Annotated in this window: 10 protein-coding genes and 1 other annotated feature; of the genes, 3 read left to right on the forward strand and 7 right to left on the reverse strand. The window is 50.3% G+C overall.

What is annotated here, in order from left to right; all coding sequences use genetic code 11:
• The first annotated feature begins 125 nt into the window (after positions 1-125).
• On the forward strand, positions 126-1,271 hold the full coding sequence (locus PG862_RS10730) for a putative ABC transporter permease (protein WP_270707370.1): 1,146 nt from the start codon (positions 126-128) through the stop codon (positions 1,269-1,271).
• A 53-nt stretch (positions 1,272-1,324) separates the two neighbouring features.
• Here the strand turns inward: PG862_RS10730 and PG862_RS10735 are convergent, their stop codons facing one another.
• Together PG862_RS10735 and PG862_RS10740 are read right to left on the reverse strand one after the other, a co-directional pair.
• Complete coding sequence (locus PG862_RS10735) at positions 1,325-3,061, reverse strand: phospho-sugar mutase (protein ID WP_022359107.1); 1,737 nt, start codon at positions 3,059-3,061, stop codon at positions 1,325-1,327.
• Between the two features lie 189 nt (positions 3,062-3,250).
• Positions 3,251-4,231 (reverse strand): phosphotransferase, encoded by a 981-nt coding sequence (locus PG862_RS10740; RefSeq protein WP_118472558.1) that lies wholly within the window; start codon positions 4,229-4,231, stop codon positions 3,251-3,253.
• 414 nt (positions 4,232-4,645) lie between these two features.
• Between PG862_RS10740 and PG862_RS10745 the strand changes: the two genes are divergently transcribed.
• The gene (locus tag PG862_RS10745) at positions 4,646-6,046 is read left to right on the forward strand and encodes an MATE family efflux transporter (RefSeq protein WP_270707442.1); all 1,401 of its coding nucleotides are present in this window, start codon (positions 4,646-4,648) and stop codon (positions 6,044-6,046) included.
• A 134-nt stretch (positions 6,047-6,180) separates the two neighbouring features.
• On the opposite strand, the gene PG862_RS10750 is transcribed toward PG862_RS10745, so the two are convergent.
• The 5 genes from PG862_RS10750 to PG862_RS10770 all read right to left on the reverse strand — a co-directional run bounded on the left by PG862_RS10750 (position 6,181) and on the right by PG862_RS10770 (position 13,526).
• Complete coding sequence (locus PG862_RS10750) at positions 6,181-7,575, reverse strand: CCA tRNA nucleotidyltransferase (RefSeq protein ID WP_270707372.1); 1,395 nt, start codon at positions 7,573-7,575, stop codon at positions 6,181-6,183.
• Position 7,576: 1 nt separating this feature from the next.
• Positions 7,577-9,010, reverse strand: a complete 1,434-nt coding sequence (gene proS, locus PG862_RS10755; protein WP_022359111.1) for a proline--tRNA ligase — start codon at positions 9,008-9,010, stop codon at positions 7,577-7,579.
• A 165-nt stretch (positions 9,011-9,175) separates the two neighbouring features.
• Positions 9,176-9,395 (reverse strand) — a binding site (T-box leader).
• A 235-nt stretch (positions 9,396-9,630) separates the two neighbouring features.
• Positions 9,631-11,112, reverse strand: a complete 1,482-nt coding sequence (locus PG862_RS10760) for an alpha/beta fold hydrolase (RefSeq protein ID WP_270234911.1) — start codon at positions 11,110-11,112, stop codon at positions 9,631-9,633.
• Between the two features lie 248 nt (positions 11,113-11,360).
• Positions 11,361-12,443: an AI-2E family transporter gene (locus PG862_RS10765; RefSeq protein WP_270707373.1), complete on the reverse strand. Its 1,083-nt coding sequence runs from the start codon at positions 12,441-12,443 to the stop codon at positions 11,361-11,363.
• A 357-nt stretch (positions 12,444-12,800) separates the two neighbouring features.
• Entirely contained in the window at positions 12,801-13,526 is a 726-nt protein-coding gene (locus tag PG862_RS10770; RefSeq protein ID WP_270707374.1) for an RluA family pseudouridine synthase, read from the reverse strand.
• Positions 13,527-13,836: 310 nt separating this feature from the next.
• Here PG862_RS10770 and trhA point away from each other — a divergent pair, with 310 nt between their 5' ends.
• Positions 13,837-14,544 carry a PAQR family membrane homeostasis protein TrhA gene (trhA, locus tag PG862_RS10775; RefSeq protein ID WP_270707375.1) on the forward strand — a complete coding sequence of 236 codons (708 nt, stop codon included), beginning with the start codon at positions 13,837-13,839 and terminating at the stop codon, positions 14,542-14,544.
• Positions 14,545-14,740: the final 196 nt, after the last annotated feature.

The following is a 14,740-nucleotide window of genomic DNA, read 5'->3' on the forward strand; positions in this document are numbered from 1 at the left end:
ATTATCTTTTTTCACCCAGATGCCTTGAACTTTTCTAGATTTATATAGTAAGATAAGAAACAACTTCATTTTAGATACGTTTTTCAACCAATGAGAAAATGACTTGATTTTCTAAAGGAGGTTTTATGTATACCTATACCTGGTACCAATGGCTAGCTTTTTTCTATGTATACTGCTTTTTAGGGTGGATTTTCGAATCGACTTATGTTTCCCTGAAACAGAAACGGCTCGTCAACCGCGGATTTCTGCGGCTTCCGATGCTGCCGCTCTACGGTTCCGGCGCGGTGATGATGCTCTGGGTGTCTCTGCCGGTGCGGGACAGCCTGCCGCTCGTCTATATTTCCGGTTTTATCGCCGCCACGGCGCTTGAATATGTCACCGGCGCCGTCATGGAACGCCTATTCAAGGTCCGCTACTGGGATTACAGCAGCCAGCCGTTCCAGCTGCACGGCTATATCTGCTTGACTTCCTCGATCGCATGGGGATTTCTGACGATCCTTATGACCGATGTCATCCATGATCCGATCGCCCGCACTGTGCTTGCGGTTCCTCCGGTTATCCTGCTCATCTGCGATTTCGTCATCAGCGTTCTTTTCACCGCCGATGCTTACGAATCCATCAAGGCAGCCCTGGCTCTGGGTCATACGCTGGAAGCTATGACGAAGCTCAAAGCCGATATCGAAGAGCTCCAGTCCAAGATCGAGCTGTTGCGTGAGGAAGCCATTGAGCGCGGCGCCCTGACCCGTGAAGAAACAGCCGAAAAACTGGCAGCCGCCCAGGCAGAAGCCGCCCGCAGACTTGCCGCCGTCCGCAGTGACGCCGAAGAACGTCTGGCAACCGCACGCGCCGAGACTGCCAGACAGCTGCAGGCGGCTGCCACCGAACACAAAGAGCGCCTGGCTGAGACCAAGGCACTCGCCGAAAAACGCCTGTCCGATGTTCGAGAAGAAACCACCTCCCGCATCGAAGCTGCCAAAGCAGAAAACGCAGAACGCATCGAAGCTGCCAAACAGCGCGTCAACGAGCGCATTGCCGAAGTCCGCACCGAAGTCGATGCCCGCATCGCCTTCGACAACCGCCTCACCCGCCTGAGCACCCGGTTAGAAGAACTCAAACACCGCCGCCAGTCCCTGCGCCCGACTAAAAAGCTCCATGCCTTCTACCGCCGCGGGCTGCTGAGAGGAAATCCTACTGCGGTTTCGTCGAAATTTGCAGCGGCGTTGAAAGAATTAAAAGAACAAAATAGCACAAAAATAGGACCTTTCGCATGAACGAATGGTCCTATTTCTTTTAGGAACTTATTTCACATCTTCTTTTTATTTTTCTACAGCAGTCCATTGACAATCGCCATCACAGACTCGCCTACCTTCTCTGATTTCGCTGCCGCGTCTTCCAGGGAGGTACCTTTCACGCCGTAGTAGAACTTGATCTTCGGCTCGGTTCCAGACGGGCGGACGCAGAGCCATGCGTTGTCTTCCAGTTCGTAGTAGAGAACATTGGAGGATGGAAGTCCGGTCGGTTTTACCTCGCCGGTTGCCAGATCCTTGACGGTATCTGCCTTGTAATCGCGGACAGCCAGCACTTTATGTCCGGCAAAATCGGACGGTGTGTGGGCGCGGAAATATTCCATGATCTCCTGAATCTTTGCCAGTCCCTCGATGCCCTTTAAGCCGATGGACTTCACTTCATCTTTATAATAGCCGTATTTCTCGTACATCTCGACCATCGCATCCCACAGCGTCATGCCTTTTTCCTTGTAATAGGCAGCTGCCTCGCAGAGTGCTGCGGTCGCGGAAATGGCATCTTTATCGCGTGCGTATGTACCGATCAGGCAGCCATAGCTCTCTTCCATGCCAAACAGATAGGTTCCTTTGCCTTCCTGCTCATTTTTAAGAACCTGTTTGCCGATCCACTTAAATCCGGTCAGAACCTCGATGAGCTCTGCGCCGTAATTCTTCGCAACTGCATCTACCAGATTCGTCGTAACGATGGATTTAACAACCTGTCCATCTGCCGGAATCTTGCCGTTTGCCTGTTTCTGGCTGAGCACATACTCGCAAAGCAGGGAGCCGGACATATTGCCGGTCAGCGGAATGTATTCGCCGGACTTGGTATCTTTGACATACACGCCCAGACGATCGGCATCCGGATCGGTTGCCAGAACGAGGTCTGCATTTTTCTCTTTTGCCAGAGCCAGTCCCAATTCAAATGCCTCCTTTGCCTCCGGGTTCGGATAGCTGACGGTCGGGAAATCGCCGTCTGGAAGCTCCTGCTGAGGAACCACATATACATGGGTAAATCCAAGCTCTTTCATCACACGGCGTGCCGGGATATTGCCCGTGCCGTGAAGCGGTGTATACACGATCGTGATCTGATCCTGCATGCGGTCAATCGCGCCCTGATTGACTACCTGTGCCTTGACCTGTGCAATATATTTGTCGTCGATCGCTGCACCGATGATCTCGTAGAGTCCTTTTGCCTTTGCCTCTTGTGCTCCCATCGTCTTAACGGTGGAAAGATCGGTGATCGCCATAACTTCCTCAGTCACGCCCTTGTCATGCGGCGGTGTAAACTGTGCGCCGTCCTCCCAGTAAACCTTGTAGCCGTTGTACTCCGGCGGGTTGTGGCTGGCAGTGATGTTGATACCGGCGATGCAGCCAAGCTCGCGGACGGCAAAGGAAAGCTCCGGCGTCGGGCGCAGCGTCTCGAACCGGTACGCCTTGATGCCATTTGCCGCCAGTGTCAGCGCTGCTTCCTCGGCAAATTCCGGGGACATATGACGGGAGTCAAATGCGATCGCCACGCCTTTTGCCGCGCCGCCCTGCTTGATGATGTAATTTGCCAGTCCCTGGGTCGCACGGCGGACGGTGTAGATATTCATCCGGTTAATACCTGCACCGATGATGCCGCGCAGTCCTGCCGTACCAAACTCCAAATCCATATAGAAACGCTCTTTAATCTCATTTTCATCGCCCTCAATGGCGCGTAATTCCTCTTTCGTTGCCTCGTCAAAGTATGGATTTTCCAGCCATTCTTTGTAAATCGTCATGTAATCCTTCATGATTCACTTACCCCCTGCTTTCTTCTAGGATGACTTTCTTTTTCTCCATTATAGTATAATTATTCTGAAAAATAAAGAGAATTTCGGTTACTATTCTTTGTCTTTATTTTTTCTCTTTTCAAAGTTTCTCCATAATGTATCGAATACGCTTAACCAAAGAATTTATATGCATATGTAAATCAACATTTCTTATCGGATTGCCTCAAGAAAGAGGTTCCGCGCCGTCTGCTGTTCTTCCAGCTTCTGCAGTTTTTCAATGCTGCGGACTGGAATCCACGCCTTGCCTGCATTATAATAAAAATTTAACTGTTTCCAGTATTTTTCCGGATATAAAAACAGGTAATAGAGGTATGTCCGCTCCTGTGCATTCAACGGCAGAATACGATCATACGTCTCCAGCAGCCGCATACCCAGACGCAAATCCCAGCCATGCTTTTCCAATATTTTGCGCGTAAAATGATACAGGTCTTCGACCTGGACGCCCCGGTGCATCCGGTTAAATTCAATCACCGCCATCTCATTTTCTTCTGCCAATAAAATATGGTGCTGGTTCAGATCCCCGTGACACAGGTAGTTTTCCGGCTCGCCGTTCCGCTCGATCTGCGCTTTCAGCCCGCCTGCTGCTTCCTGCGCCTGCTCATAAAAGATGGCAAAGCTTCCGCTGACTGCCCTCTCAAAATCCGATTTACGCCGTTTTTTCCGGATATAATTCCGCGTACGGACAAGTTCCCGGTTGTGGCGCTCCATCTCCGCCACCGCCGGACGCGTGAGAATTGACCCCAGATTCCACGACTCATCGATCGCAATGCCGCGCAATGTCCGGTGCAGCTTCGCGATCTGCCCGACCGCCCGGACTACCTCCGCCTCGCTCTGCACACTGCACTCGCGCCCGGAAAACCATTCCTTCACAACACACCGCGTTCCATCCTCCGCCACCGACAAAAGCTCGCCCTCCCGGTTCCGCATATACTGATCGGTCCGGCATGTTTTCTGATTTTGCAGAACATTCATGATTTGTTCTTCAAATTCAAGACGTTTGACGGTCCCCTTATATTCCCGGAGGAGTTTTAACCCCTGACTCGTCTCGCAGATCCACGCGCCTCTTCCACGGCGCTTCGACTGCACTTCCAGTTCATACTGTTCCAGCACCTCGGTTGTTCTCTCGTTCACAGCTTCCCCCTCCTGCCTCTATCCGGCTGCCCGCCTTTCCATTTCCCAAAAGAATGTGGACAGCACATTTTCACGCCGGGCCACAGCTGCTGACAGCTATGTTAATTGCAACATTCACACGATTATGCAAATATGCACATCAGACACCCAGCCTGCTACTCCTAACCTATGAGAGGGGGCTTACAAATATGCTTATGCATAAATATCGCAGATTTGAAACACAGTGCACAAACTATCACACACAATCGCCAATGTGGAGTGATTACGAAATTCTGTTCATTGCCATCATTTTGACGGTATGTTACAATGATTCACGTTGGGATAAAAAAGCGGTCTGGCTATTTGTCCCAACAATCAGGCAAAAAATCAAATAATATATTTTACTGTAAATGAAAAGGAGGGCTCTCTTTGTCCATACAATCCGCTCATCGTTCCAACGATGAAAATACGCGCCCGCATTCAGGCGCAGCATCATCCCGTGAAGCTGATCTCGGCAGTGCGCCGATCGGGGCACTTCTTTTTAAACTGGCGCTCCCGGCAATTGCCGCACAGATCATCAACGTTCTCTATAACATGGTTGACCGCATGTACATCGGCCATATTCCGGACATCGGTCCCAGCGCCCTGACCGGCGTCGGCGTCACAATGCCAATTATCATGTGCATTTCCGCTTTTGCCGCGCTCGCCGCCATGGGCGGTGCCCCGCAGGCGTCGATCCTGATGGGAAAAGGCGACAAGGATTCTGCTGAAAAGGTACTCGGCAACTGTACCTTCATGCTGACCGTCATTTCGCTCGTCCTGACCGCCCTGTTTCTTGGCTTTGGGCGCCCGATCCTCCTGATGTTCGGCGCCAGTGAGAAGACAATTCTCTATGCCTGGAACTACATGAAAATCTACGTCTGCGGCACTTTCTTCGTCCAGATGGCGCTCGGACTCAATGCCTTTATCAACGCACAGGGTTATGCCAAAACCGGCATGATTACCGTTGCCATCGGCGCTCTCTGCAACATCATCCTCGATCCGATCTTTATCTTCGGACTGCATCTGGATGTGCGCGGCGCAGCACTTGCAACCATCCTTTCACAGGGTATTTCCTGTATCTGGATTCTGCGTTTTCTGACCGGAACGCATAGTACCCTGCGGATACGGCTCCGCAACCTGCGCCCGCAGAAGAAATTTATCCTGCCATGCCTGGCGCTCGGACTGGCGCCATTTATCATGCAGTTTACAGAAAGTGCACTGTCCATCAGCTTTAACACCAGCCTGTTGAAATATGGCGGCGATACCGCGGTCGGCGCGATGACGATTCTTTCCAGCGTCATGCAGTTTTCCATGCTGCCGCTGCAGGGGCTCACGCAGGGCGCGCAGCCGATCATCAGCTTTAACTATGGAGCAAAAAATATCGACCGTGTGAAAAAAGCGTTTCACCTGCTTCTGCGCTCGGCAGCCTGCTATTCCACCTTGCTCTGGCTCTTATGTATGCTGGTTCCACAGATTTTTATTTCCATCTTTACCAGCGACGCAGACCTTGCCAGCTATACCATCTGGGCGCTCCGGATCTATATGGCAGCTTCCCTGCTCTTTGCCGTCCAGCTCGCCTGCCAGCAGACTTTTATTGCCCTTGGAAATGCGAAAACATCCGTCTTTCTGGCATTGCTCCGGAAAGTGCTGCTTTTGATTCCGCTGATCTTTATCCTGCCGCATTTCGTTTCAAATCCGGTATTCGGCGTGTTCGTGGCAGAACCGATGGCAGATACGATTGCGGTGGCGACGACGGCAGCGCTGTTTTTCAGGGAGTATAAGAAATTGGGATAACTCTTTTAATCATCCTCTGATTGAAAATATTGTTGTTAAAAAAGCAAAAGGAAAAGAGACAAAATCGTTTGTCCGGCTTGTCCTGCCGGTTCCAAACGATTTTGCCTCTTTTCTCTTTTTATTTATTAATCTTCTTATGCTTTACTGGTTTTGTCATTCTGCGATTGTTTCAACACTTCCACCTCAGCCAGAAGCCGCTCTTTCTCATTCCAAGCCGGATTCTCCAGCACCTTTTCAAAGAGAAGATGCAGCGTTTTTCCAAGCGCCGGTCCCGGCTGGATGCTTGCCTGAATCAGGTCTTTTCCGGTTACCGCCAGAGTTTTAAGACGGATACAGTCACCGCGCTCCCGGATCTGCCTTGCAAGTGAGCGAACCATTTCCACCGCATCCATGCGCTCCGGCATCAGAACTTCCTGAAGGAGAAGCAGCCAGTCAAAGACCGTATCTTCCATCGCACTCATCGCGTGGCGGACAGCGCTTTCCTCCGGTTCCATCTGCGTGAATGCAAAACGGCTCAGAATCTTCGCCTTATCGATCGTGTCGTTGTCCATCTTAAGTTCTCTCAGAACCCGGACACAAGTTTCCTCGCCCGCCGGGGCAAGAAAATACGACCAGCGCAAGGCTTTTTCTGCTGGCAGATGTGCCGCAGCAGCAGAAATTTCCCCCGCCATGTCTGTCTCACATTCATGTTTCACGAACATGTGCCCCTGCTGCGCTGCCGTTTCCGTTTTGATCGCATCCTTGTCAGCAGCTGGCACATCCTTCGAATATACCTTCTCTTCCAACCTCTGCTTTGCACAGCTTTTCTGCTTTTTCCACGCCGCAAATACCTCCGGAAATGTCTTTGAAATGTACGGTGCCAGTCCTGCCGCCTCCGTTTTCCAGATAAATTCCGGGCGGTCGGACAGGAGTGTTTTTGTCAACTCCACCTGCACCCGTTCCTTGCTCACATGGACAAGGGAGGGCGCCAGCTCACAGAGCGCCTGCCAGGTCTTTTTCTCTATCGAAAATCCCAGCTGGGCCGAAAAGCGGACGGCACGCAGGATCCGGAGCGCATCTTCCGTAAACCGTTCTCCCGCATCCCCGACGCAACGGATCCGGCGCGCTGCCAGATCCTCCGCCCCGCCGAAAATATCGACAATTCCCGTTTCGTGGCTGTATGCCATCGCATTGATCGTGAAATCACGCCGTCTCAAGTCCTCACGCAGTTCGGCAGTAAATACGACTTCCTTCGGGTGGCGTCCATCCTCATATTCACCGTCAATCCGGTAGGTGGTTATTTCATATCCGATATGATCACGCATGACCGTGACCGTACCGTGCTGAAGCCCGGTGTCGATCGTGTGACCGAACACCTGCTTCACCTCCTCCGGGTGCGCCGAGGTCGTGATATCCCAGTCACCGGGAATCCGCCCCAGGATCGCATCGCGGACACAGCCGCCGACTGCAAATGCCTCGTAACCATGTTCTCGCAGCTTTCCCAGGATTTCCTCGACCTGGACCGGCATTTCTATCCGTTTTGGAATCATATTAATATGCCTTACCCCAGTAAACCATCTTCGTTGCCGGCTTGCCGCAGCATACGCAGGTGTCAGCCAGATGTTCCTGATTGAACGGGATGCAGCGGGAGGTTACGCCGACTACTTCTTTCAGTTTATCCTCGCACTCCTGATTGCCGCACCACATTGCCTTGATGAAGCCTGGCTTATTTTCTGCGATCTCCTTCATCTCATCCAGTGTTGTTGCTACATAAGTATGGGAATCTCTGTGTGCTTTTGCACGCTCAAACATATCGTGGTGAATCGTCTCCAGAAGCTCGCCAACCTTTGCTGCGATCTCATCCAGAGATACCGTAATCTTCTCATGCGTATCACGGCGAACCAGAACTGCCTGATTTTCAGCAATATCTCTCGGTCCGATCTCGACACGTACCGGAATACCGCGCATCTCGGACTCGCTGAACTTCCATCCCGGAGATTTGTCGGAATCATCCACTTTGACACGGAAGTTGGACAGAACCTCTTTTACCTCAAATGCCTTGTCCAGAACACCCTCTTTTGCCTGCTGAATCGGAACGATCATAACCTGGGTCGGAGCTACCTTCGGCGGCAGAACCAGACCATTATTGTCACCATGAACCATGATGATCGCGCCTACCATACGGGTTGTCATACCCCAGGAAGTCTGATGAACGTATTTTAATTTATTATCCTTATCCAGATACTGGATGTTAAATGCCTTTGCAAATCCATCGCCGAAGTTGTGGCTGGTGCCGGACTGCAGTGCCTTGCCATCGTGCATCAGGGACTCGATCGTGTAGGTTGCCTCTGCACCGGCAAATTTCTCCTTGTCGGTCTTGCGTCCGCGGATAACCGGAATTGCCAGGAAGTCCTCGCACAGATCCGCGTATACATTTAACATCATCTCGGTACGCTCCTGTGCTTCCTCAGCGGTTGCATGAGCGGTATGACCTTCCTGCCATAAGAACTCTCTGGAACGCAGGAACGGACGGGTGGTCTTTTCCCAACGTACAACCGAAGCCCACTGGTTGTAGTTTCTCGGCAGATCGCGGTAAGAATGTACGTCATGTGCATAAAAATCGCAGAACAGAGTCTCGGAAGTCGGACGTACACACATTCTCTCCTGTAACGGCTCTAAACCGCCCTGTGTCACCCACGCTACTTCCGGTGCGAAACCTTCTACGTGATCTTTCTCTTTTTCCAGAAGACTTTCCGGAATAAACATAGGCAGATATACGTTCTCTACGCCGGTTGCCTTAAAGCGCTTGTCCAGTTCATTGCGGATATTCTCCCAGATCGCATATCCGGCCGGTTTGATAATCATGCAGCCCTTTACACTGGAGTAATCAGAAAGCTCTGCTTTCTTTACGATGTCCGTATACCACTGGGCGAAATCTTCATCCATCGATGTGATGGCTTCTACCATTTTCTTTTCCTTTGCCATGTCGTTTCTCCTTGTTAAAAACATTTTATTGAAATCCGGCTTGCCGGATTTTGGCGCCGAGGCGCGACTGCCATCACAGCCATATTTCCCTGCGCCGAGTGTACATTGTTGTTTTTTATTTCGTAGAAATAAAAAAGCCATCCGATCCCTGCTGATCGCTGCGATCAAAGGGACCGAATGGCTTAACTTCGGCGGTACCACCCTGCTTAACCAGAATTTCGTTCCGATTCTGGCTCACTTAACTTCCGTTAACGCCGGAAATACGTTGCATTTTCATGCACAGCTCCAGGGCCGGTTCAACTTTCAGGGACACAAAAGCCTCGCACCATACGGCTTTCTCTCTGGACGTGTGTCAAAGTTTACTGATTCCTCTCTTCGCCTGTTTAGTTTCTTATTGTTTGATGTTCTAAAATCAAACGCCGGATTTCTTCCACGGCATCCACAAACTCAGCCGCGCAAATCCTGACAGTATTATGATTTTACGCCAATCGGTCGGGTTTGTCAAGGCTGGAACTCGCCCTTGTACAAGTCTTGACGATGCCTCGCATTTTTTACTCGGTCGTCACTGACTCGGTTGCGTCCGAACAAAAAATAATGTTTTTATCCCTATCTTACGAATCCTATTTTAATAAAATGTCCTCCCGGTACATCTCCGCCAGTGACCGCAGAATCTTCGCCGTCATCCCCCAGATGATTCCTTCCTCGCGGCGGTAGAAGTAGACATCGTAATGTCCGCGCCGCCAGCGGTAATCGCGTCCGCCCGGAACATCTTCAAACGGGAATGTCTCTTCCGGCACGGTCACAAGTTCTGTTTCATATCGCTCCGGTTCATGTTCCGCGAACCAGCGGAGCGGGACAGAAAAGGTATGATCAACCTCCGCCTCGGAATATGACCAGCGGTAGCCCTGCAGCGCACCTAAAAATGGAGAAATCTCCATCGCCCCGGGCGCTTCCAGCACATCCAACGGCGCGATAACGCGAATCTGGCGGCGACTGATTAAGAGTTCTTCCATCGCCTCACGGATCGCCGCCTGCTTCGGTGTCTCGTCCCGCTCAACGGCACCGCCCGGAAAACAGATTTCGCCCGGCTGAGTTTTTAAGCTTCCCGCGCGCACCTCAAACACCACGTGGTACTCCCCGCCTTTCTGAATCAAAGGTACCAGCACCGCCGCCCGACGGATCTTCTCCTTCTCCAGCCTTCCGGCTCTCCGGCTGCCCCAGACTCGGCTCATCTGCGCCAGCTCGCCGCCCTGTGTCTGTTCCAGGAATGATGCAACACATTGGTTAAATGCGTCCGGGTTCTCTGCTGCAATAAAATGGGTGCCCTCTAAAAGCCGAATCCTTGCGTTTGGCAGAGAACGTGCGATTTGGCGCGTGTGGCATTCGCGGATCATGTCGTCGCTCCCTGCTACCACAAGGACGGGCATTTTCAGGCGGTGGAGAAGTTCAGGGCGGATCCAGGGTTCATACAACATTAAGGATAAAAGCTCTTTTTTGTGTATATTTGCCTTCCGATCATTTTCCTTATTTTCAGGAATTTTTTCTTTCTGACAGCTTCTTCTCTGTTGTTTATTCAGTCCTTCCTGTCCATTCTGTTTTTCGTTTTCTTTTGAAAATTGCTTTTCTGTCCGCATTTTTCCTGCTGCCATCTGCATTTTTCCCCGTATCTGCCCGATGCCGCTTTTCTGCAGCCAGAGTTTCCCCACAACTCCCACATACTCCCGCGCCACATCCGCCAGCACGGACGGCTTCATGCCAAACGGGTTTAAGTTCGCTCCATTTAAAATCAGCCGATCGACATATCCCGGATATTTCAGTGCAAAAATCAGCGCAATATTGCCGCCGTCGCTGAACCCCAGCAAAATGATCCGCCTAAGTCCCCGGCGGTCAAGAAATCCTTTCAAATCATCAGCAAACCGTTCCAAGGTAAATGTCCCACGACCACGCGGAGAGCTGCCATGTCCACGGGTGTCCACCGCAATCACGAGATATTTTGATTCAAAAAAGGATATCTGGTTCACAAAATAGGAGCTGTCCTCTCCATTTCCGTGAAGCAGCACCATCGGCTGTCCGGAGCCTGACTCTTTTGTATATAAATTCACGTTTGTTCCTCCATATTAAATGATATGCATATTTATTTCAGCTTAACATCCAGCTATCTTCCAGCAACTCTTTCTCTGCTGTTTTCCAGAACTTTTATGCGTTTTTAATTCCTTATCTATTATATATGATCCTTTTGTCTCGCGGCAATTCTAAAAAATCCTTTCATCTCCTTAAATTTCCACATTCAAAAGCAATTTCAGATCGTCCATCCACCAATACTCCACTTTTCTCCTCTAAAAGCGCCTACTTAATGAGCATCCGCTCCTTCGTTCTCTTCCCCATACTCCTCCACAAAATCCTTAATAATCAACAGACCAATCGGACCCAGCAGAAATCCAAACAGACCGAACAGCTGCAAGCCCACATAGATCGCCGCCAGCGTTTCAAGCGGCGACAGCCCCATTTTCTTCCCCATCAGGTGCGCCTCCGTGAACTCACGCAGAAAATAACAGAGCAGATACAGCCCGAAGAGAATCAGCGCGTGTCCCCACTCCCGCTTAAACAGGAGAAAAAGACTCCACGGCACCAGCGCCGTCCCTGCGCCGAAGATCGGCAGGGCATCCAGAACCCCGATTCCGATTCCGCCCAGAATGTAATATGGATTTCCAATCAGCAAAAGCCCCGCCATCGAAAATGCCGAAGTCATCAGGAAAATGACCGACTGGGTTTTCAGCCATGCGCTTCCTGTCACCGCAAGGCGCCTGCCGAGCAGGAAAAATTCGCGGTGAAACATCGAATCAAACCGCCTCCGGCGCAGTTCGTCCATCTCCTGTAAACTCAAAATCGAGGCAATGAAAAATAAAACAACCACAATAACCGCGCGCACAATCCCCGCCGCAGCAGGAACTGATTTCTGAAGGAGCTGCGGCAGCAGGATCTCCTTGACCTGTCCACCGCCCTGCAAGCCTGTTCCGCGAAAGAGCTGCCCGATTTTACCGGCAGGCAGATGAAGGACTCGCTCGATCGACTGTTCAAATTGCTGTCCGAGCAGTGACAATTCCTCCATCCGTCCTGGAAGCTCTTCTAAAAAGTGTTCCAGCTCCTCCGTGAAACGCCGTCCCCCTGCTGCCAGCAGACCGACCAGAAAAATGCTCAGCAAAATCAGCTCCACGCCCCCGATCATACCGATGGGAACGCCGATCATGCGCCCGCGGAAGGAGATTCGCAGCCGTTTTTCGAGAAATGCTGCCGATGGCTGGAGAAGCAGCGCCATCAGATACGCTGCCAGAAATGGGAATATAAGCGGCAGCAGGTAACGGAAACTCAAATACACGCCCGCCGTGACTGCTACTGTGAGAAATGCTTTTTTCTGTTTTCTGCTGAGTGCCATCTGTCTGCTCCACCTTCCCGATTTTTTCTTTATGCCATACACCGTTATGGTTCTATGATTTCTACAGACATCCATTCAAACAAACGTCTTTTCCTTAAACCTACACGCCCTTTTTTCCGGATGTATGGCAACGAAAAACCACAGGAAACCAGTGTCAGCTCCCGCTTCTCCCGGCTCCTGCGGTCTCTTTTGTAAGCCCTCTTTAGTCGCTCCGGGGCTTACCCATGGACTTTGCCCATTTATGATTCGTACTTCCTTTGTACACACTCTAGTATGGGCAGGCTGGATAAAAATATACACGTCTTACCTTCTATTCACCCTTGACCTTTTATTTTCTTGACTTATAGAAAAGTTCGCTCACAGAACAAATTGCGGTTTGGTGGAAAACTCCATTCTTTTTCCCGTCACCGGGTGAAGGAACGATAAACGGACCGCGCACAGCGCCAGCGGTTCCCGGCGGGCACGTCCCACGGAAGCAGCCGCTGGTGCGCCATACTTGGTATCTCCCATGAGCGGTGTCCCATGCGCGGCAAACTGTACGCGTATCTGATGGTGGCGTCCTGTGTGAAGATGGATTTCCACCAGTGAACGCACGGTACCGTCTTCCTGTTCTTTTTTTTCTAATATCTGATATTCCAGCTCTGCCCGTTTCGCACCGGCGACCGACTTATCCACAATCCGGCTGGTGTTCGTTTTCCCGTCTTTCAACAGATAATCCACGTACTTACCCACATTATCCACAGGTTTTCCACATACGAGCGCCTGATAGATTTTCTCCAGTTTTCCCTCCTGTACCTGACGGCTTAAGTGCGCTGCCGCTTTCAGGTTCTTGGCATATACCATCACACCGCGCACCGGCTTGTCCAGTCGGTGGATAACTCCAACATACGGATCCACCGGGGCTGTGGACGCTTTTGGGGATAATCCTGTGGATAACTTTTTCGTCTCCTGCACCTTCTGGTGGAGATAATTTTTTATCTCGCTGACCATATCCGGCTCCAGGCGTCTCGATGTCTGCGACTCAACTCCAGCTGGTTTGACCACAACTAAAATATCTTTATCTTCGTATAATATATCTAACATAACCGATTTCCTCTCTACTTCATCCATGGATTCCCGAGCATTTTAACTTCTCAAATCATCTATGAGCCTTTTTTCTTTCTCTTCTTTAAAATTTTCATATGCAAACCATTGCATATATTTATTGCCAACTCACACGAAACGTGAAAACCTTTCGTTACTGTTCATACATTATATTATAACATATCCCATTCCCCTCTTGCATATTTTTCAGAAAAGATGTATAGTATATAAAAACATTCTATGTAGTTTTAAATACTACATATCATATTCACAATTACTTTATTGAGATTACGGCAAAGGAGGTTATCCTATGATTTTTAGTCAAAAACATACATCTGACACAACGGAACTCGTTGAAACAAAGCATCATAAATTCCACGTAAAGGATCCCGGAAGCGCGCTGACGCATTTTATCGCGATGATCGGCGCGGTGATCGCGGCAGTTCCGCTGCTTCACAAAGCGGCTGGAGAAGCAGATTCGCGCCATCTTGCGGCGTTGGCTGTGTTTATCGTCAGCATGATTCTGCTCTATGCCGCCAGCACGACCTACCACACCTTTAATATTTCCGAGCACGTTAATAAAATCCTGCGTAAGATCGACCACATGATGATTTTCATCCTGATTGCCGGAACTTACACACCGGTTTGCCTGATCGTCCTTGGAAATAACGCCGGTTACCGGCTTCTGGCGCTCGTCTGGGGTATCGCGATTGCCGGGATTCTCGTCAACGCGCTCTGGATCAACTGCCCGAAGTGGTTCTCCTCGCTAGTTTACATCGCGATGGGCTGGATCTGCGTGCTGGCGTTCCGTCAAATCGTACTGGCACTTCCGAAAAGCGCATTTCTCTGGCTGCTGACCGGCGGACTCATCTATACGGCTGGAGGCATTATCTACGCATTAAAACTGCCGATTTTCAATGAAACGCATAAAAATTTCGGTTCGCATGAGATTTTCCATCTGTTTGTCATGGGCGGAAGCCTGTGCCATTATGTGATGATGTACGCATTTGTAGCATAAGCGTGAAATACCCATTTCGTCTGACAGGCATTATGCCTCATACGTACACGAAATGCATACATTCAATTTTTTATGTCACATTCATTCTCCTTTCAAAAAAGGAACCGTCCTGATGCCAGTTGATAGACTGACCCAGGCGGTTCCTTTTCAATTCATTAAAAGCGTTTAAAAATTTTCTACGAAACTATTTTCTATG

The sequence above is a fragment of the Clostridium fessum genome (genome assembly GCF_027698965.1).
GTDB lineage: Bacteria > Bacillota > Clostridia > Lachnospirales > Lachnospiraceae > Otoolea > Otoolea fessa.

Coding starts and splice junctions, on each gene's coding strand:
- PG862_RS10730 (WP_270707370.1), top strand. CDS start 126: ATGTATACCTATACCTGGTACCAATGGCTAGCTTTTTTCTATGTATAC.
- PG862_RS10735 (WP_022359107.1), bottom strand. CDS start 3,061: ATGAAGGATTACATGACGATTTACAAAGAATGGCTGGAAAATCCATAC.
- PG862_RS10750 (WP_270707372.1), bottom strand. CDS start 7,575: ATGATTCCAAAACGGATAGAAATGCCGGTCCAGGTCGAGGAAATCCTG.
- proS (WP_022359111.1), bottom strand. CDS start 9,010: ATGGCAAAGGAAAAGAAAATGGTAGAAGCCATCACATCGATGGATGAA.
- PG862_RS10765 (WP_270707373.1), bottom strand. CDS start 12,443: ATGGCACTCAGCAGAAAACAGAAAAAAGCATTTCTCACAGTAGCAGTC.
- PG862_RS10770 (WP_270707374.1), bottom strand. CDS start 13,526: ATGTTAGATATATTATACGAAGATAAAGATATTTTAGTTGTGGTCAAA.
- trhA (WP_270707375.1), top strand. CDS start 13,837: ATGATTTTTAGTCAAAAACATACATCTGACACAACGGAACTCGTTGAA.